The organism is Streptococcus parasanguinis (genome assembly GCF_023109675.1).
Taxonomy (GTDB): Bacteria; Bacillota; Bacilli; order Lactobacillales; family Streptococcaceae; genus Streptococcus; species Streptococcus parasanguinis_I.
The window spans coordinates 1-17,618 of the sequence record NZ_JALDUR010000011.1; the positions used below are offsets into that span (position 1 = coordinate 1).

Genomic DNA, 17,618 nt, shown 5'->3' on the forward strand with positions numbered 1-17,618 from the left:
CCGAACACAGCAGTTAAGCCCTAGAACGCCGGAAGTAGTTGGGGGTTGCCCCCTGTGAGATAAGGTAGTCGCTTAGCTTGATTCCGCCATAGCTCAGTTGGTAGTAGCGCATGACTGTTAATCATGATGTCGTAGGTTCGAGTCCTACTGGCGGAGTATAGAATAAAAGAGATCAAGTAATTGGTCTCTTTTTTTACTTTTGATTTTAATGTTAATTAAAGCTCCGTTTAGTTAACGGAGCTTTTCTCTATTTAGTTATTTGGGAAAAATGCTTGATATAAGGCTTTAATTGCTTTTTCTTCTTGATCTTTACTTACAACGAACATAATGGAAACTTCACTAGAACCTTGAGAGATCATTTGAATATTCACTTCATTCTCTGATAGTGCTTTGGCTGCAGTGGCAGTAACCCCTACCTGACTCTTCATTTTCTCCCCAACAATCATAATGATGGAAAGATCATGTTCAATTTCGGCTGTGTCAACTTCGAGTTTTTGCGTTAATTGTTTTAAAATTTCTTGTTCTTTGATTGGAGTCAGTTCACGTGAACGCAAAATGATGGACAAGTCATCGATTCCTGTTGGCATATGTTCCCAACTGATATTTAGATCTTCTAAAATTTGAAGGACTTTTCGACCAAAACCGACTTCACGGTTCATAAGGTATTTTGTAGTGTTAATACTAACGAATCCTGAATCACCTGCAATTCCTACAACAGTCACATGATCATTTGAATGTTCCAAAACAATGCGGGTTCCAGGGTGGTCTGGATTATTAGTATTTTTAATGACTAATGGAATTTTACCTCTGTATGCTGGAACGAGTGCTTCATCATGCAAGACTGAAAAACCAGCATAGGCCAATTCGCGCATTTCTTTGTAGGTTAATTCAGGAATAGAATGTGGGTGTTTAATAATACCTGGATGTGCCGCAAAAATACCATTTACGTCTGTAAAGTTTTCGTATAAGTCTGCTTTTACACCTGCTGCAATGATCGATCCTGTAATGTCAGATCCACCACGAGAAAATGTACAAATGTCACCATCTTGAGTAACACCAAAGAAACCTGGAATGACAATCACTTCACTTGAATCTTTTAGTTCTTCAATTTTATCGTAACTAGATGGTAAAATACGAGCGTTGGATGGTTCTGCAGTGACCGTAATTCCTGCCTCTTTTGGATGGATATATCTTGCTTCTAATCCATTTTGATTGAAATAAGCAGCAATGAGTTTAGCATTGTTATTTTCGCCTGCTGCTAAGAATGCATCGTATGTGAATGGATTCCCTTTTTTAGGTAAATTTGTTAAATCATAGATATCTTCAGCAATTTCTTGAATAATGGAATCTTTGAGACCCAATTCTTCTGTAATGGCACGATAACGTTCAATAATCCACTGTTGTGTTTGTGTGACATCCTTATCTGAAGTATATTCTTTATAATAGCGGATCAGAGCATCTGTTACTTTTGTGTCTTCAGCGTTGCGCTTACCTGGAGCTGATACAACTACAAATCTTCTTTCTGGATCATCTTTAATGATATCAAGTACTTTTTTTAATTGAGAAGCTGATGCTAGAGAACTTCCACCGAATTTAGTTACTTTCATATTTTCTCCTTAATAGTTTCATTAATACATTATACCAAAGTTCAGTTATTGATACAATGTATTTACAGATAGGGCATAAAATAATTGATTCTGTAGAGGAGAGAAATTGTAATTATTCAAATTTTACAATTTTGTTACATCTTATAGATATATTTTACTATTTTACTTTTTTGTGGTATGATATGTTATAATTCAAAAGTTTTAATATCAAAATATTTTATATTTAAACAAAAGGAGTCTGTGATGTTTGAAACAATTTTGTATTCTGTCGAAAACGACCTCGCGACAATCTCTTTAAATCGTCCTGAAGTATCCAATGGTTTTAACATTCCAATGTGTCAGGAAATTTTAGCTGCCCTGGAAGATGCAGAAAAAAATGAGGAAGTAAAATTCATTATTCTATCAGCAGAAGGGAAAATCTTTTCAGTTGGTGGAGATTTGAGCGAAATGAAACGCGCAGTCGATGCGGATGACATCGAGTCTCTTGTTTTAATTGCCGAATTAGTTAATACGATTTCAAAGAAAATCAAGCAATTGCCAAAACCGGTTATTATGGTGGCAGATGGAGCGGTTGCTGGAGCAGCTGCTAACATTGCAGTAGCTGTTGATTTTTGTATTATTAGTGATCGTACTAAATTTATCCAAGCCTTTGTTGGGGTTGGTTTAGCACCAGATGCGGGTGGGTTATTCTTGTTAGGAAAAGCCATTGGCATGTCTCGGGCTACTCATTTAGTAATGACGGGTGAAGCCTTGACTGCTGAAAAAGCATTTGATTATGGCCTAGCTTATCGTGTTTGTGAATCTGAAAAACTCGATAAAACCGTTGAGCAATTGCTTAAAAAATTAAGAAGAGGATCTTCAAATTCTTATGCTGCCATGAAAGAAATGGTTTGGGAAGCATTCTTGAAAGAATGGGACCAATATGCGGGTCTTGAATTGGATTTGCAAAAGAAACTAGCATTTACAGAAGATTTCAAGGAAGGGGTTATTGCCTACTCTGAGAAACGTCGGCCACAATTTAAAGGAAAATAAATTTGTAATTTTTCTATGTTTTGTGAAAAAATGCTTGCAAATTATTTTCATTTTTGATAAAATTTGACTATCAAAGTAAAATTAGGAGGTGGAGTTTTGAATTACCAATTAGTTAACGACTATTTAACATCCATCTTTAATAATGTTTTGGTTATTGAGGAGTCGAGCCTAAGAGCAAGTCGATTCAAAGATGTTTCTATTAAAGAAATGCATACGATCGATGTGATTGGTTCGACACCGAATGCAACCCCGAGTGATATTTCACGGGAGTTGATGGTGACTTTGGGGACTGTCACGACAAGTTTGAATAATCTTGAGCGCAAAGGGTATATCGAAAGAAGAAGATCGGAAGTTGATCGCCGGGTTGTACACTTGAGTTTAACGAAGAACGGTCGTCTACTTTATCGTCTTCATCAGCAATTCCATAAACGGATGGTCAACCAGATTATTGGAGATATGAGTCCCGAAGAGAAGAAAGTGATGCAAAAAGGATTGCAAAATCTGTATCGTTTCTTGGAGGAAATTAAATAATGGTCTTTGCTAAAATTAGTCAAGTTGCTCATTATGCACCTGACCAAGTCGTATCAAATGATGATTTGGCTGAGATCATGGATACAAGTGATGAATGGATCAGTAGTCGGACAGGTATCCTTCGGCGTCACATTTCAAAAGATGAGACGACAAGTGATCTAGCAACAATTGTTGCACAAAGATTATTAGCAAAAGCAAACTTAGATGCTGAGGAAATTGATTTCATCGTTGTTGCTACGATTACTCCAGACAGCTTAATGCCATCAACTGCAGCCCGGGTACAAGCTAATATTGGAGCTTCTCGAGCTTTTGCCTTTGATCTGACTGCAGCATGTAGCGGATTTGTATTTGCATTAGCCACTGCTGAAAAATACATTTCTTCAGGTATGTACCGGCGAGGAATTGTGATCGGTAGTGAGACGCTTTCAAAAGTATTAGACTGGTCAGACCGTTCCACTTCAGTCCTTTTTGGAGATGGAGCTGGTGGTGTCTTGCTTGAAGCAAGCGATCAAAAATCGTTTTTGGCTGAGAATCTTTTTACAGATGGTAGCCGAGGTGCTAGTCTTGAGTCTTGCTATTTGGGTTTGTCTTCTCCTTATTCAGATGAAGTTTCTGATCGAAGGTATCTGACAATGGATGGACGGGCAGTTTTTGATTTTGCCATTCGTGATGTCACGAAAAGTATTCAAAAAATTATAGCAGACGCCTCTATGGAAGCAGAAGAGATTGACTATTTTCTGTTACACCAGGCGAATGACCGAATGTTAGATAAGATGTCAAAAAAACTGGGTGTCTCTAGAGAGAAAATCCCAGCAAATATGATGGAATATGGGAACACTAGTGCTGCTAGTATCCCCATTCTATTATCGGAGTGTGTCGAGAATCATCGAATCAAGATGGATGGAAGTCAAAAAATTCTTCTGACAGGATTCGGTGGAGGTTTGACATGGGGCACACTTCTTGTTACAATCTAGTTAAATATGTGGAAACACATTTTAAAAATTTATATATTATTTTTTAAGGAGGCCTATCATGGCAGTATTTGAAAAAGTACAAGAAATTATCGTTGAAGAACTTGGTAAAGAACCATCAGAAGTAACTCTTGAATCTACATTCGAAGATTTAGAAGCAGATTCATTGGATTTGTTCCAAGTTATCTCTGAAATTGAAGATGCTTTTGACATCCAAATCGAAACTGAAGAAGGATTGTCTACAGTTGGTGACCTTGTCGCTTACGTAGAAGAAAAAACAAAATAATGATAGATGAGAGTATCGAAAGATATTCTCTCTTGTTTAGGTAATAGTTTGAGGCTCAAAGAAACAATCTTTTAAACTCAAACTATTACTTAAGCGAAAAAAGGGGTAGGTATAATGCAAACACGAATTACTGAACTATTGAATATTAAATATCCAATCTTCCAAGGTGGGATGGCATGGGTCGCTGATGGTGACTTGGCTGGTGCAGTATCAAATGCCGGTGGTCTTGGAATCATTGGTGGCGGGAACGCTCCAAAAGAAGTTGTAAAGGCTAACATTGATAAAGTGAAGTCTATTACAGATAAACCTTTTGGTGTAAATATCATGCTTTTGTCCCCATTCGCGGATGACATTGTTGACCTGGTGATTGAAGAAGGTGTAAAAGTTGTTACAACTGGTGCTGGAAATCCTGGGAAATACATGGATCGTTTCCATGAAGCAGGGATCACTGTCATTCCTGTTGTTCCATCTGTTGCCCTTGCAAAACGGATGGAAAAATTAGGTGCCGATGCAGTGATTGCAGAAGGGATGGAAGCTGGAGGTCACATTGGTAAATTGACGACTATGACCTTGGTTCGTCAAGTGGTTGAAGCTGTTTCTATTCCAGTAATTGGTGCTGGAGGTGTCGCTGATGGTGCCGGTGCTGCAGCTGTCTTTATGTTAGGTGCCGAAGCTGTTCAGGTGGGAACTCGTTTCGTGGTTGCTAAAGAATCTAATGCTCACCAAAACTTTAAGAATAAAATCTTGAAAGCGAAAGATATTGATACGGTAGTTTCAGCATCAGTTGTTGGACACCCTGTTCGTGCGATCAAGAATAAATTGGCTTCTGCCTATAACCAAGCTGAAAAAGATTTCTTGGCAGGTAAGAAGACTCAAGAAGAAATTGAAGAATTAGGAGCAGGTGCGCTTCGCAATGCTGTTGTTGATGGAGATGTTGACAATGGGTCTGTAATGGCAGGCCAAATTGCTGGTCTTGTGAGCAAGGAAGAAACTTGTGCTGAAATTCTAGAAGATATCTATTATGGTGCAGCCAAGGTGATTCAAAGAGAGGCTGCTCGTTGGGCAGATGTAAACGTCTAAAAACGTCGAAAGGATTAGGATAGTGACAAAACGTGCGTTCTTATTTGCTGGTCAAGGGGCTCAGAAATTGGGCATGGCGAGCGATTTGTATGCGGCTTATCCCGTTGTTAAAGAGACATTTGATACGGCTAGTCGTATTCTAGGCTATGATTTGCGTGAATTGATTGATTCTAACGAAGAAAAACTGAATCAGACACGCTATACTCAACCAGCTATTTTGACAACGTCAGTAGCCATTTATCGTCTCTTAGTAGAAAATGGTATCACTCCTGATATTGTTGCCGGCCTCTCTTTGGGGGAATATTCTGCCCTGGTTGCGGCTGGAGCTCTTTCGTTTGAAGATGCAGTAGCTTTGGTTGCGAAACGAGGTGAATTCATGGAAACGGCAGCTCCCGCTGGAAGTGGGAAAATGGTTGCTGTTATGAATACAGATCCAAGTTTGATCGAAGAGATTTGTCAACAAGCATCTGAAAAGGGTGTAGTGACACCAGCTAACTACAATACACCCGCACAAATTGTGATTGGTGGTGAGGTTGCAGCTGTGGACTATGCTGTGGAACTATTGCAGGAAGCAGGTGCCAAACGCTTGATCCCTTTGAATGTGTCAGGTCCATTCCACACAGCCTTACTGGAATCTGCTAGTCAAAAATTGGCGGCTGAACTAGAAAAAGTATCATTTAATGATTTTGATCTTCCTTTAGTTGGGAATACAGAAGCTACTATCATGAAGTCAGAAGATGTGAAAGCACTTTTGGCCCGTCAAGTAAAAGAACCGGTTCGTTTCTATGATTCAATTGCTACGATTCAAGACTTTGGTGTAGATGAAGTCATCGAGATCGGACCTGGAAAAGTCTTGTCAGGATTCTTGAAGAAAATTGATAAAACTCTTCCAACTCATAACGTCGAAGATAAGGCTAGTCTAGATGCACTTCTGAATGCTTAAAACGAGGTAAAGATGGAACTTAAAAATAAAAATGTTTTTGTAACAGGTTCAACACGCGGAATTGGATTGGCTGTGGCTCATAAATTTGCGAGTCTCGGTGCCAATGTTGTCCTAAATGGACGTTCTGAAATTTCTGAGGACTTGCTTGCACAGTTTGCTGACTATGGTGTGACTGTTGTTGGTATTTCTGGGGATATTTCGAATGGCGAAGATGCTCAACGTATGGTGGCTGAAGCAATTGAAAAGCTTGGGAGTGTTGATGTTTTGGTCAATAACGCTGGCATCACAAATGACAAGTTGATGTTGAAAATGACTGAAGAAGATTTTGAACGGGTCTTGAAAATCAACTTGACTGGTGCCTTCAATATGACACAAGCTGTCTTAAAACCAATGTCTAAGGCGCGTCAAGGTGCCATTATCAACATGTCCTCTGTTGTTGGTCTAATGGGGAATATTGGTCAAGCGAACTATGCAGCTTCAAAAGCTGGATTGATTGGTTTTACCAAATCCGTTGCGCGTGAAGTTGCGGCTCGTGGCGTTCGTGTGAATGCCATTGCACCTGGTTTCATTGAATCAGATATGACAGACGCTATTCCAGAGAAAATGAAAGATGCCATGCTAGCTCAAGTGCCAATGAAACGAATTGGTCAAGCTGAAGAAGTGGCAGAAGTTGCGGCTTTCTTGGCAGGTCAAGAATATTTAACTGGTCAAACAATTGCCATTGATGGCGGCATGACTATGCAATAATGAATGCTTACTGATCGAAAATCACTTACTTAAATATCCATCCGACAAAAGGAGAATATATATGTCTACAAATCGTGTTGTTGTTACAGGTTACGGTGTAACCTCACCAATCGGAAATACACCAGAGGAGTTCTGGAATAGCCTTCATGAAGGAAAAATTGGAATCAAGCCCATTACGAAATTTGATGCTTCTGAAATTCCAGTCTTTAATGCTGGTGAAATTCAAGATTTCCCATTCGATAAATATTTTGTGAAAAAAGATCAAAATCGTATGGATACTTACTCATTGTATGCAATCTATGCTGCGATGGAAGCTATTGAAAATTCAGGCTTGAATATGGAAGAAGAAGACCGTGATCGAGTAGGCGTGATTGTATCATCTGGTATCGGTGGTTTGCAAGAATTGGAAGATCAAATTATCCGGATGCATGAACGTGGGATGAAGAGAATCCAACCAATGTTTATTCCAAAAGCTCTTTCAAACATGGGTGCTGGAAACATCGCACTTAAGATTGGGGCTCAAGGGGTATGTAAATCCGTAACAACAGCTTGTGCTTCTGCTAATGATGCCATTGGTGAAGCTTTCCGTGAAATTAAATTTGGTATGCATGATGTTGTTTTGGCAGGTGGTGCTGAAGCTTCAATTACCAAGATTGGTATCGGTGGTTTTAATGCCCTTACGGCCCTTTCAACAACGGAAGATCCAGAACGTTCATCTATCCCATTTGACAAAGACCGTAATGGTTTTGTGATGGGTGAAGGTGCAGGGGTTCTTGTCATCGAAAGCTTGGAACATGCCCAAAAACGTGGTGCTAATATTTTAGCTGAAATTGTTGGTTACGGTTCGAACTGTGATGCCTACCATATGACAACACCGACACCAGATGGTTCAGGTGCTGCTAAAGCGATTAAATTAGCGATCAATGAAGCGGGTATCAAGCCTGAAGATGTCGATTATGTCAATGCGCATGGTACATCTACACCTGCTAATGAGAAAGGTGAAAGCGGAGCTATTGTTTCTGTCCTTGGTAAAGAAGTTCCTGTATCATCTACTAAATCATTTACAGGACACTTGTTAGGTGCTGCTGGTGCGGTTGAAGCGATTGCTACCATCGAAGCGATTCGTCACAGCTTTGTACCAAAAACTGCTGGTACTAAAGAATTGTCTGACTATATCGAAGCAAACGTTGTTTATGGTGAAGGTCAAGAAGCGGATATTCAGTACGCTATCTCAAATACCTTTGGTTTTGGAGGACACAATGCTGTTCTGGCCTTTAAACGTTGGGAGGGTTAATTCATGAATATTTCTGAAATCAAAGATTTGTTGGCTCAATTTGATGCGTCAACTTTGCGTGAATTCTCATATAAAAATAATGGCGAAGAATTGAATTTGAGTAAAAACCAAACGAGTTCAGTTGCGGCTACACCGGTTGCTCCTGCAGTTGAAGTGGTAGCAGCTCCTCAAACTCCTGTAGTAGCCCCTGTTGTTGAAGCATCAGCAACTCCAGCTGTAGCGGCTGAACCAGTTGCTGCTCCAGCTCAGGCTGCAGAAGGTGATGTGGTTGAAAGTCCATTGGTTGGGGTGGCTTACTTGTCGCCAGCACCGGATAAACCAGCCTTTGTATCTGTAGGAGACAAAGTTACTAAGGGTCAAACACTCTTGATTATCGAAGCCATGAAAGTGATGAATGAAGTCCCAGCACCAAAAGATGGGGTAGTCACTGAAATTTTGGTAACGAATGAAGAAATGGTTGAATTTGGAAAAGGATTGGTTCGAATCAAATGACAATTGATATTAATGCTATTCGTGAGGCTTTGCCGCATCGTTACCCAATGCTTTTGGTGGATCGCGTTATAGAAACAAGCGAAGATACGATTGTTGCCATTAAAAACGTGACAATTAATGAACCATTTTTTAATGGACATTTTCCACAATATCCTGTTATGCCAGGTGTTCTCATCATGGAAGCTTTGGCACAAACAGCAGGTGTATTAGAGTTGTCAAAACCTGAAAATAAAGGGAAATTAGTCTTTTATGCAGGGATGGACAAGGTGAAGTTTAAAAAACAAGTCGTTCCAGGAGATCAACTGGTGATGACAGCTACTTTTGTCAAACGTCGTGGAACCATTGCTGTTGTTGAAGCGAAAGCAGAGGTAGACGGTAAGCTTGCAGCTTCAGGAACACTTACTTTTGCAATTGGAAATTAAGAAAGGCCTATCTATGTTTCGTAAGATCTTAATCGCCAATCGTGGTGAGATTGCAGTGCGCATTATTCGTGCGGCTCGTGAACTTGGCATCGAGACGGTTGCGGTGTATTCTACTGCTGATAAAGAAGCCTTGCATACCTTACTAGCGGATGAAGCAGTCTGTATTGGCCCTGCTAAATCAACAGAATCTTATTTGAATATGAGTGCTGTCTTGTCTGCAGCTGTCTTAACAGGTGCAGAAGCTATCCACCCTGGTTTTGGATTTTTAAGTGAAAACTCAAAATTTGCAACCATGTGTGAGGAAGTGGGCATTAAATTTATTGGTCCTTCTGCTAAAGTCATGGATTTGATGGGGGATAAGATTAATGCTCGTAAACAGATGATCAAAGCAGGAGTGCCTGTTATTCCTGGATCAGATGGTGAAGTGTATACTGCTGAAGAAGCCCTCGAGATTGCAGAGCGTATTGGTTACCCTGTGATGTTGAAAGCATCTGCAGGAGGCGGTGGTAAGGGAATTCGGAAGGTTGAAAAACCAGAAGATTTGGTTGCTGCTTTTGAATCTGCTTCCTCAGAAGCTCAAGCTGCTTTTGGGAATGGTGCCATGTATATGGAGCGGGTAATTTATCCGGCACGCCACATTGAAGTACAGATTTTAGCGGATCAGCATGGACATGTCATTCACTTAGGTGAACGCGATTGCTCTCTTCAACGAAATAACCAAAAGGTTTTAGAAGAATCCCCTTCAATTGCTATCGGAAAAACTCTTCGTAATCAAATTGGTTCTGCTGCTGTTCGGGCTGCTGAATCAGTTGGGTATGAGAATGCTGGAACGATTGAATTCTTGTATGATGAAGGCAAGGGTGAGTTCTACTTTATGGAAATGAATACCCGTGTGCAAGTAGAGCATCCTGTCACGGAATTTGTAACAGGAGTTGATATCGTTAAGGAACAGATTAAAATCGCAGCTGGACAAGAATTATCCGTTACTCAAGAGGATATTGTCATTAAAGGTCATGCGATTGAATGCCGGATCAATGCGGAAAATCCTTCCTTTAACTTTGCACCAAGCCCAGGTAAGATCACTAATCTCTATCTTCCAAGTGGTGGGGTTGGCTTGCGTGTGGATTCTGCTGTGTATCCTGGTTATACGATTCCACCATACTATGATAGTATGATTGCCAAGATCATTGTCCATGGGGAAAATCGCTTTGATGCACTGATGAAAATGCAGCGTGCTCTTTATGAGTTGGAAATCGATGGTGTCACAACCAATAGCAGTTTCCAGTTGGATTTGATTTCAGATTCACATGTGATCGCTGGTGATTATGACACTGCATTTTTGATGGAACAATTCCTTCCAAATTATAATAAGGAATGATGAAAAAGCCTGGACTTGTGAGGGAAGTATGAACATCATCTTCACAGTTTCAGGCTTTTATAGTAATGCTTCAGATACTGTAGCATATTATAAGGAGTAAGTAATGGCATTATTTTCTAAAAAAGATAAATATATTCGGATCAATCCGAATAGGTCAGCCTGGAAGGAGCCTCAGCCAAAACCTGAAGTTCCTGATGAACTATTTTCACAATGCCCAGGTTGTAAACATACCATTTACCAAAAGGATTTAGGTAGTGAACGAGTATGCCCGAATTGTGGCTATACCTTCCGTATTTCTGCTAAAGAACGCTTGGCGCTGACAGTGGATCCAGCTAGCTTTGAAGAAATGTTTACAGGAATCGAAACAACAGATCCTTTGAATTTCCCAAATTATAAGAAGAAACTAGCAGCAGTTCGGGAAATGACAGGACTGGATGAAGCTGTCCTAACTGGCACTGCCTTGATTAAAGGGCAAAAAGTTGCGCTTGGGATCATGGATTCCAACTTTATCATGGCTTCAATGGGTTCTGTAGTAGGTGAAAAAATTACTCGTTTATTTGAATTTGCGACAAAAGAAAAATTGCCAGTTGTTCTCTTTACCGCTTCCGGTGGTGCTCGGATGCAAGAAGGAATCGTGAGTTTGATGCAAATGGCAAAGATTTCTGCGGCTGTTCAACATCATTCTAAAGAAAAATTATTCTATTTGACAGTATTGACAGATCCGACAACTGGTGGGGTGACAGCCTCATTTGCTATGGAAGGTGATATTATCATGGCAGAGAGTCAGGCCTTGGTCGGGTTTGCCGGTCGTCGCGTGATCGAATCAACTGTGCGTGAAAAAATGCCAGATGATTTCCAAAAAGCAGAATTTCTACAAGAACATGGATTTGTAGACTTGATCGTGGAGAGAAGCCAAATCCGAGCAACAGTTGGACAATTATTGGCCCTTCATGGAGGTAAACATGAGTAAAATAACACAGATTATTAAAGAAGCACGTGACCAAGGAAGATTGACTGCTCTTGATTTTGCTCAAGGAATTTTTGATGATTTTATCGAATTGCATGGAGATCGAAACTTCCGTGATGATGGTGCGGTGATTGGTGGGATTGGACGCTTAGGCGATCAAACGGTTACAGTCGTTGGGATCCAAAAAGGAAAAAATCTTCAGGATAATCTAAAACGTAATTTTGGACAACCACATCCAGAAGGCTATCGAAAAGCTTTGCGCCTCATGAAGCAAGCAGAGAAATTTGGCCGTCCAGTTGTGACCTTTATCAATACAGCGGGTGCTTATCCTGGTGTTGGTGCTGAAGAACGAGGACAAGGTGAAGCCATTGCCCGTAACCTTATGGAAATGAGTGATTTAAAAGTTCCAATTATCGCGATTATCATCGGAGAAGGTGGTTCTGGTGGTGCCTTAGCTCTTGCTGTAGCAGATAAGGTTTGGATGCTTGAGAACTCCATCTATGCAGTCTTGAGTCCAGAAGGTTTCGCCTCTATTCTTTGGAAAGATGGAAGTCGTGCTATGGAAGCAGCAGAGTTGATGAAGATTACTTCTCACGAATTATTAAATATGGAAATTGTCGATAAGGTGATTCCCGAGCATGGATTTTCAAATGGAGAACTACTGGCTCAAGTGAAGAAGGAATTACAGGAAGAGTTAAAGGTTTTACAAGCCTTACCTCTCGAAGAGCTTCTGGAGCAACGCTACCAACGTTTTCGTAAATATTAAAAAACTGAGCTTGCAAATTGCAAGACTCAGTTTTTTTAAACTTTATTTTGGTGCGATGACTTCTGCACCACCCATGTATGGACGAAGAACTTCAGGAATGGTTACAGAACCATCTTCGTTTTGATAGTTTTCAAGAATAGCAGCGACGGTACGTCCAACAGCTAACCCTGAACCGTTCAAAGTGTGAAGAAGTTTGACTTTACCATCTGCTTCGTCACGGTAGCGGATTTGCGCACGACGAGCTTGGAAATCTTCTGTATTGGAACAGCTTGAGATTTCACGGTAGGTATTTTGTGCTGGGATCCATACTTCTAAGTCGTAAGTCTTAGCAGCTGAGAAGCCCATGTCTCCTGTTGAGAGAGCTACTACACGGTATGGAAGATTCAGTTTTTGAAGGATATTTTCAGCATTGACAACCATTTTTTCCAATTCATCATATGATTCTTCTGGTTTAGCAAACTTCACCATTTCAACCTTATGGAATTGGTGCAAACGGATCAATCCACGAGTATCACGACCAGCTGAACCAGCTTCTGAACGGAATGATGGACTCATAGCGGTGAAATAGATTGGAAGGTCTTTCCCATCAAGAATTTCATCGCGGTAGTAGTTTGTCAAAGGAACTTCGGCTGTTGGAATGAGGACATAATTGGTATCGCTAAGTTCAAAAGTGTCTTCCTTGAATTTTGGATACTGACCAGTACCAAACATAGAATCATGGTTGACCATGTAAGGAGGGATGACTTCAGTGTAGCCTTCCTTGCCATGTTCGTCCAACATGAAGTTGTAGATAGCGCGTTCTAAGCGAGCTCCAAGTCCTTTGTAGAAGAGGAAACGAGCACCAGTGACTTTAGCCCCGCGTTCCCAGTCAAGGATATCAAGGTCTTCTCCTAAATCCCAGTGAGCTTTTGGTTCAAAGCCAAATTCGCGCGGTGTTCCCCAACGGCGAACCTCAACGTTGTCATCCTCATCTGCTCCAACAGGGACACTATCAGCTGGGATATTTGGAAGGGTAGTAGTGAATTCAGTTAATTTGGCATCGATTTCAGCCAATTCTGTATCCAATGCTTTGACTTCTGCAGAGAGGGTTTGCATGGCAGCAATCTTATCATCTGCATTTTCCTTGTTGCGTTTAGCTTGTGCGATTTCAGCAGATACGGTGTTACGCTCTGCTTTGAGATTTTCTACTTTGACTAAGATATCTCGACGTTTGGCATCGATTTCTTTCATTTCATTCAAAATAGCTGCATCTACGCCACGTGTTGCCAATTTTTTAGCAACCGCATCAAAGTCTGTACGAATCCGTTTAATATCTAACATAGCTTCTCCTTTAACAAAAAACACACCTATCAGAGTGTTGGAGTGGCAGAGCCACGGTTCCATCCAACTTCACAGGTGTGCACTTGATTCGATATTGTATTTTAAAGAAACGGTAGAATTTCAATTAAGATTTCTATCTGCTCGCAGCAACCGCAGACTTTCTGAAAGAACCTCTTAACTTACTTATCCGTTTGCGTCTATTATACAAGAAAAGATCCTATTTTGCAAATAGATTTTTAATTTTAGCCGTGATGATTTGGATCAACGTAGGAAGTTTGACAATTTTATCATTTCCTAGATGTTCCCGAGCAATTTTTAAAATTTTTCCAGAGTCTTTTGAAGCAAAGAGAAATTTTGATTCTCTGGTATAGATTTCAAAATGGCGGCTAATTTTACGTCCGGATACATTGGCTCCGATTCGCTCGATTTCTTGCCAGGGAATTTGGATGTAGTCTTCAACATTTGCATCCGCATAAAATTCAAAAGCGGCATTCCCGACTAGGATTTTTCCAACCTTTCCCCCCACTCCAAGGTAAGAAACCCCTGTAGTATGGAATTCAACGGTTTTATTCAATGATTGAGCCATGAGATCCTCCTGTATTGCTGTTCACTCCATTATATCATAATAAAAAGAAGGCCGAAACCTTCTTTTTAGTTGATCTTTGCTTACATCAAGCCAGCAACGTGTGCTAATACACCGATTACAAAGAGAGCGATGATGATAGTGATTGGAGATACTTTTTTCTTCAACAACCACATACAAGCAAAAGTAAGAAGCAATCCCATCAAACCAGGAATCAATGAATCCAAGTTTTGTTGGAAAGTTGTAACTTTTTCAGGTGTTTGAGATAGGCCTGAACCAACTTGAGCGAAGGCTTCTTGAATTCCTTTGAAACCTTCAGGAAGTTTATCCCAATGGATATAAGCTTTGTCGTCTAATTTGACAGAAGAAACATTGAAGACGAATTTAATAGATACCCAACGTTCTACCAAGACAGCGAGGATGAACATCCCAAGGATAGAAGCCCCTTTAGTGATGTCTTGCAAGATCCCACCAGACATATCTTTGGTAATTTCAGAACCTGCTTTATAGCCAAGTTCTTGCGTATACCACAAGAAGGCCATACGAATCGCATTCCATGCGATAAAGAAGATGAGTGGGCCAAGGATGTTACCAGACGCAGCAAGTGATGCACCAAGAGCCCCAAGAATTGGACGTACTGTAAACCAGAATACTGGATCTCCGATACCCGCCAAAGGACCCATCATACCAATTTTAACCCCTTGGATGGCAGCATCGTCAATCGCAGCACCGTTTGCTCTTTCTTCTTCAAGAGCAAGTGTTACCCCGATGATAGGAGCGGCAACGTATGGGTGAGTGTTGAAGAATTCCATGTGACGTTCAAGAGCAGCCGCTTGGTCTTCTTTCTTCGTGTAGAGTTTTTTGATAGCTGGGATCAATGAGTAAGCCCAACCCAAGTTTTGCATCCGTTCATAGTTCCAAGAACCTTGCAAGAAGGTTGAACGCCACCAAACTTTTTGACGATCTGATTTAGATAATTGTAATTTTTCAGTCATGATAGTGTCACACCTTTCTTAATAGTCTTCGAGAATGTCGCCGATTGGATCGTTAGAAGTAGCGGCTCCGCCACCTCCATTGCCACCTTTCTTAGAAAGAGTGAGGTAGATCAAGGCAAGGGCAACACCAATTGCTCCAAGAGCAATCAAGGTCAATTGGCTAACGGCAGCAAGGGCAAAACCGATGGCAAAGAATGGCCATACTTCACGACTCGCCATCATGTTGATAACCATGGCATAACCAACGGCTACAACCATACCACCACCGATTTGCATTCCATCAGAGAGCCATTTTGGCATTTGTTCAAGAGCAGTTTTGACAGTTTCAGCAGGAATCATCAACAAGAGGGCTGCAGGAATGGCGATACGAAGACCTTGAAGAAGAAGGGCCACAAAGTGAGCGCGTTCTACACCTTTGATATCCCCTTTTCTAGCAGCAGCGTCGGCAGTGTGAACCAAACCAACGGAAAGGGTACGGACGATCATGGTCAAGAAAAGACCAGCAACTGCAAGTGGAATAGCGACACCTTGAGCGACAGCGATTCCTTTTGTACTGAAGTCTCCCCCAAGTACCATGATGATGGCAGCAGCGACAGATGCAAGGGCAGCATCGGGTGCAACTGCGGCACCAATGTTTGCCCAGCCAAGTGCAATAAATTGAAGTGAACCACCAAGCATAATGCCAGCAGTCAAATTACCTGTTACCAAACCGATTAAGGTACAAGCAACAAGGGGTTGGTGGAATTGGAATTGGTCAAGGATACCTTCAAGACCTGCTAAGAAGGCAACAACGACCACTAATACCATAGAAATAATAGACATGTTTAAAATCCTTTCGTAAGTAATCGATTATTGAACGTTAGCTTTGTTAATTAAGTCAAACAAATCTTTCTTAGAGTCATTTGGCACTTTACGGACGTCAAATTCTACTCCAAGATCACGCATTTTTTCAAATGTAGCCACGTCATCTTTATCCATTGATAACACATTGTTCACCATGGTTTTACCAGTTGAGTGGGCCATTGAACCAACGTTCAAGGTTTTAATCGGAACACCACCTTCGATGGCGCGAAGAGCATCTTGAGGTGTTTCAAATAAGATCAAAGCATGGGTATTTCCAAAACGTGGATCTTTTGCAACGTCGATCAATTTTTGAATTGGGACAACGTTTGCTTTCACACCATTCGGTGCCGCTTGTTTGATCAATTCCTTACGGAGTTCATCTTTAGCAACAGAATCTGAAGCAACAATGATCCGATCGGCTTTTGAATCAGGTGTCCAAGCAGTTGCGACTTGTCCATGAAGAAGACGTGTATCTAAGCGGGCAAGGTTAATCTTGAGTTTTCCATCTCCGATAACCGTTCCTTCTGGAATAGCAGCTTGGGCTACAGGAGCAGCAGTGGCTGTACTAGCTTCTTCAACAGGATTCAATTCTTCTGGAAGGGCTTTGACACCGTCTTTTGCTTCCTTGATGATGTTTGCAGCGACTTGATCAACGCCGGCATTTGCATCCATCAAACGTTCTGTATAAGCTTGAATCAACATTGGAAGGTTCAATCCTGTGATGATCGCAAATTTACGATCTGGATTTTCTCCCATGACGCGACTTGCTTGGTTAAATGGAGAACCACTCCAAAGGTCAGCCAAAACCAAGACTTCATCTTCTGCATCAAATGCGGCAACAGCTGCATTAAATTTAGCATAGAGATCATCCGGGCCTTCACTTGGCATGAACGTAACCACTTGAACTTTCTCTTGATCCCCAAAGATCATCGAGCCGGATTGGTGGATTCCAGCTGCAAATTCACCGTGGCTAGCAATAATGATACCAATACTCATTATTGACATTCCTCCTTATAAAATTTGTTTGACTTTCAGTTTAAGAAAACTTTAAGCTACTTTATTATAAATCGTTTCCACACTTAAGTCAATTTTTCTATCAAAATCTCGATGTAAAAACATTGATTTATTATATTAAATTATCGTTAGATAGAAAAAGAATGCTCTTGAATGGCTCTTGTTTATTAGTTGATGATGGCAGAAGAAAGCAATGATATGTAGGTTTCATAGGATTTGAATTTCAATAAAAATATTCCAATAATCGATCTATATCCGCAAAAATAAAAAATAAATATATAACAAATTGTATATGAGAGTGATTGAGAGCACTCAAAAAGACTAGCCCAGTTGGGCTAGTCCTGTAG

General features: G+C 40.7%; 19 protein-coding genes and 1 tRNA gene. 14 read left to right on the top strand and 6 right to left on the bottom strand.

The features are described from left to right. Positions 1 to 82 precede the first annotated feature (82 nt). Positions 83 to 156, top strand: a tRNA-Asn gene (locus M1G14_RS08015). Positions 157 to 251: 95 nt separating this feature from the next. Here the strand turns inward: M1G14_RS08015 and M1G14_RS08020 are convergent. Next, the gene (locus tag M1G14_RS08020) at positions 252 to 1,607 is read right to left on the bottom strand and encodes an aspartate kinase (protein WP_049522749.1); all 1,356 of its coding nucleotides are present in this window, start codon (positions 1,605 to 1,607) and stop codon (positions 252 to 254) included. A 240-nt stretch (positions 1,608 to 1,847) separates the two neighbouring features. Here M1G14_RS08020 and M1G14_RS08025 point away from each other — a divergent pair, with 240 nt between their 5' ends. The 13 genes from M1G14_RS08025 (at position 1,848) to M1G14_RS08085 (ending at position 12,516) form a co-directional block, all read left to right on the top strand. Beyond that, positions 1,848 to 2,639, top strand: a complete 792-nt coding sequence (locus M1G14_RS08025) for an enoyl-CoA hydratase (RefSeq protein ID WP_049482583.1) — start codon at positions 1,848 to 1,850, stop codon at positions 2,637 to 2,639. A 96-nt stretch (positions 2,640 to 2,735) separates the two neighbouring features. Next, the gene (fabT, locus tag M1G14_RS08030) at positions 2,736 to 3,170 is read left to right on the top strand and encodes a fatty acid biosynthesis transcriptional regulator FabT (RefSeq protein WP_003003993.1); all 435 of its coding nucleotides are present in this window, start codon (positions 2,736 to 2,738) and stop codon (positions 3,168 to 3,170) included. Then, positions 3,170 to 4,144, top strand: a complete 975-nt coding sequence (locus tag M1G14_RS08035; RefSeq protein ID WP_049490993.1) for a beta-ketoacyl-ACP synthase III — start codon at positions 3,170 to 3,172, stop codon at positions 4,142 to 4,144. Before fabT ends, M1G14_RS08035 begins: the two co-directional genes overlap by 1 nt. Before the next feature lie 58 nt (positions 4,145 to 4,202). Further along, positions 4,203 to 4,427, top strand: a complete 225-nt coding sequence (locus tag M1G14_RS08040; protein ID WP_003003892.1) for an acyl carrier protein — start codon at positions 4,203 to 4,205, stop codon at positions 4,425 to 4,427. A 114-nt stretch (positions 4,428 to 4,541) separates the two neighbouring features. Further along, positions 4,542 to 5,507 (top strand): enoyl-[acyl-carrier-protein] reductase FabK, encoded by a 966-nt coding sequence (fabK, locus tag M1G14_RS08045; protein ID WP_049522748.1) that lies wholly within the window; start codon positions 4,542 to 4,544, stop codon positions 5,505 to 5,507. Between the two features lie 22 nt (positions 5,508 to 5,529). Next, the gene (fabD, locus tag M1G14_RS08050) at positions 5,530 to 6,450 is read left to right on the top strand and encodes an ACP S-malonyltransferase (RefSeq protein WP_247926499.1); all 921 of its coding nucleotides are present in this window, start codon (positions 5,530 to 5,532) and stop codon (positions 6,448 to 6,450) included. 12 nt (positions 6,451 to 6,462) lie between these two features. After that, complete coding sequence (gene fabG / locus M1G14_RS08055) at positions 6,463 to 7,197, top strand: 3-oxoacyl-[acyl-carrier-protein] reductase (protein WP_003010456.1); 735 nt, start codon at positions 6,463 to 6,465, stop codon at positions 7,195 to 7,197. A gap of 61 nt (positions 7,198 to 7,258) precedes the next feature. Next, on the top strand, positions 7,259 to 8,491 hold the full coding sequence (gene fabF, locus M1G14_RS08060; RefSeq protein WP_003010454.1) for a beta-ketoacyl-ACP synthase II: 1,233 nt from the start codon (positions 7,259 to 7,261) through the stop codon (positions 8,489 to 8,491). A gap of 3 nt (positions 8,492 to 8,494) precedes the next feature. Next, positions 8,495 to 8,983, top strand: a complete 489-nt coding sequence (accB, locus tag M1G14_RS08065) for an acetyl-CoA carboxylase biotin carboxyl carrier protein (protein ID WP_049490989.1) — start codon at positions 8,495 to 8,497, stop codon at positions 8,981 to 8,983. Next, positions 8,980 to 9,405: a 3-hydroxyacyl-ACP dehydratase FabZ gene (fabZ, locus tag M1G14_RS08070; RefSeq protein ID WP_049490988.1), complete on the top strand. Its 426-nt coding sequence runs from the start codon at positions 8,980 to 8,982 to the stop codon at positions 9,403 to 9,405. The genes accB and fabZ overlap by 4 nt, the downstream gene beginning before the upstream one ends. 13 nt (positions 9,406 to 9,418) lie before the next feature. Continuing rightward, a complete protein-coding gene (locus M1G14_RS08075; protein ID WP_003003860.1) occupies positions 9,419 to 10,783 on the top strand; it encodes an acetyl-CoA carboxylase biotin carboxylase subunit in 1,365 nt (454 codons plus the stop codon). A gap of 103 nt (positions 10,784 to 10,886) precedes the next feature. Next, a complete protein-coding gene (gene accD / locus M1G14_RS08080) occupies positions 10,887 to 11,753 on the top strand; it encodes an acetyl-CoA carboxylase, carboxyltransferase subunit beta (protein WP_247926500.1) in 867 nt (288 codons plus the stop codon). Further along, on the top strand, positions 11,746 to 12,516 hold the full coding sequence (locus M1G14_RS08085) for an acetyl-CoA carboxylase carboxyl transferase subunit alpha (protein WP_021154504.1): 771 nt from the start codon (positions 11,746 to 11,748) through the stop codon (positions 12,514 to 12,516). Before accD ends, M1G14_RS08085 begins: the two co-directional genes overlap by 8 nt. A 42-nt stretch (positions 12,517 to 12,558) precedes the next feature. On the opposite strand, the gene serS is transcribed toward M1G14_RS08085, so the two are convergent. From serS to M1G14_RS08110, 5 genes are all read right to left on the bottom strand, one after another. Then, complete coding sequence (gene serS / locus M1G14_RS08090) at positions 12,559 to 13,836, bottom strand: serine--tRNA ligase (RefSeq protein WP_003018473.1); 1,278 nt, start codon at positions 13,834 to 13,836, stop codon at positions 12,559 to 12,561. A gap of 217 nt (positions 13,837 to 14,053) precedes the next feature. After that, positions 14,054 to 14,422, bottom strand: a complete 369-nt coding sequence (locus M1G14_RS08095) for a DUF956 family protein (RefSeq protein WP_023920226.1) — start codon at positions 14,420 to 14,422, stop codon at positions 14,054 to 14,056. 80 nt (positions 14,423 to 14,502) lie between these two features. Next, positions 14,503 to 15,414 (bottom strand): PTS system mannose/fructose/sorbose family transporter subunit IID, encoded by a 912-nt coding sequence (locus tag M1G14_RS08100; RefSeq protein ID WP_031575187.1) that lies wholly within the window; start codon positions 15,412 to 15,414, stop codon positions 14,503 to 14,505. Between the two features lie 18 nt (positions 15,415 to 15,432). Further along, the gene (locus M1G14_RS08105; RefSeq protein WP_048789380.1) at positions 15,433 to 16,236 is read right to left on the bottom strand and encodes a PTS mannose/fructose/sorbose transporter subunit IIC; all 804 of its coding nucleotides are present in this window, start codon (positions 16,234 to 16,236) and stop codon (positions 15,433 to 15,435) included. A gap of 27 nt (positions 16,237 to 16,263) precedes the next feature. Then, the gene (locus tag M1G14_RS08110) at positions 16,264 to 17,253 is read right to left on the bottom strand and encodes a PTS sugar transporter subunit IIB (RefSeq protein ID WP_003003964.1); all 990 of its coding nucleotides are present in this window, start codon (positions 17,251 to 17,253) and stop codon (positions 16,264 to 16,266) included. Positions 17,254 to 17,618 lie beyond the last annotated feature (365 nt).

Coding starts and splice junctions, on each gene's coding strand:
- M1G14_RS08100 (WP_031575187.1), bottom strand. CDS start 15,414: ATGACTGAAAAATTACAATTATCTAAATCAGATCGTCAAAAAGTTTGG.
- fabG (WP_003010456.1), top strand. CDS start 6,463: ATGGAACTTAAAAATAAAAATGTTTTTGTAACAGGTTCAACACGCGGA.
- M1G14_RS08105 (WP_048789380.1), bottom strand. CDS start 16,236: ATGTCTATTATTTCTATGGTATTAGTGGTCGTTGTTGCCTTCTTAGCA.
- fabF (WP_003010454.1), top strand. CDS start 7,259: ATGTCTACAAATCGTGTTGTTGTTACAGGTTACGGTGTAACCTCACCA.
- M1G14_RS08040 (WP_003003892.1), top strand. CDS start 4,203: ATGGCAGTATTTGAAAAAGTACAAGAAATTATCGTTGAAGAACTTGGT.
- fabK (WP_049522748.1), top strand. CDS start 4,542: ATGCAAACACGAATTACTGAACTATTGAATATTAAATATCCAATCTTC.
- M1G14_RS08035 (WP_049490993.1), top strand. CDS start 3,170: ATGGTCTTTGCTAAAATTAGTCAAGTTGCTCATTATGCACCTGACCAA.
- serS (WP_003018473.1), bottom strand. CDS start 13,836: ATGTTAGATATTAAACGGATTCGTACAGACTTTGATGCGGTTGCTAAA.
- M1G14_RS08020 (WP_049522749.1), bottom strand. CDS start 1,607: ATGAAAGTAACTAAATTCGGTGGAAGTTCTCTAGCATCAGCTTCTCAA.
- M1G14_RS08085 (WP_021154504.1), top strand. CDS start 11,746: ATGAGTAAAATAACACAGATTATTAAAGAAGCACGTGACCAAGGAAGA.
- M1G14_RS08110 (WP_003003964.1), bottom strand. CDS start 17,253: ATGAGTATTGGTATCATTATTGCTAGCCACGGTGAATTTGCAGCTGGA.
- M1G14_RS08095 (WP_023920226.1), bottom strand. CDS start 14,422: ATGGCTCAATCATTGAATAAAACCGTTGAATTCCATACTACAGGGGTT.
- accD (WP_247926500.1), top strand. CDS start 10,887: ATGGCATTATTTTCTAAAAAAGATAAATATATTCGGATCAATCCGAAT.
- M1G14_RS08075 (WP_003003860.1), top strand. CDS start 9,419: ATGTTTCGTAAGATCTTAATCGCCAATCGTGGTGAGATTGCAGTGCGC.
- accB (WP_049490989.1), top strand. CDS start 8,495: ATGAATATTTCTGAAATCAAAGATTTGTTGGCTCAATTTGATGCGTCA.
- fabZ (WP_049490988.1), top strand. CDS start 8,980: ATGACAATTGATATTAATGCTATTCGTGAGGCTTTGCCGCATCGTTAC.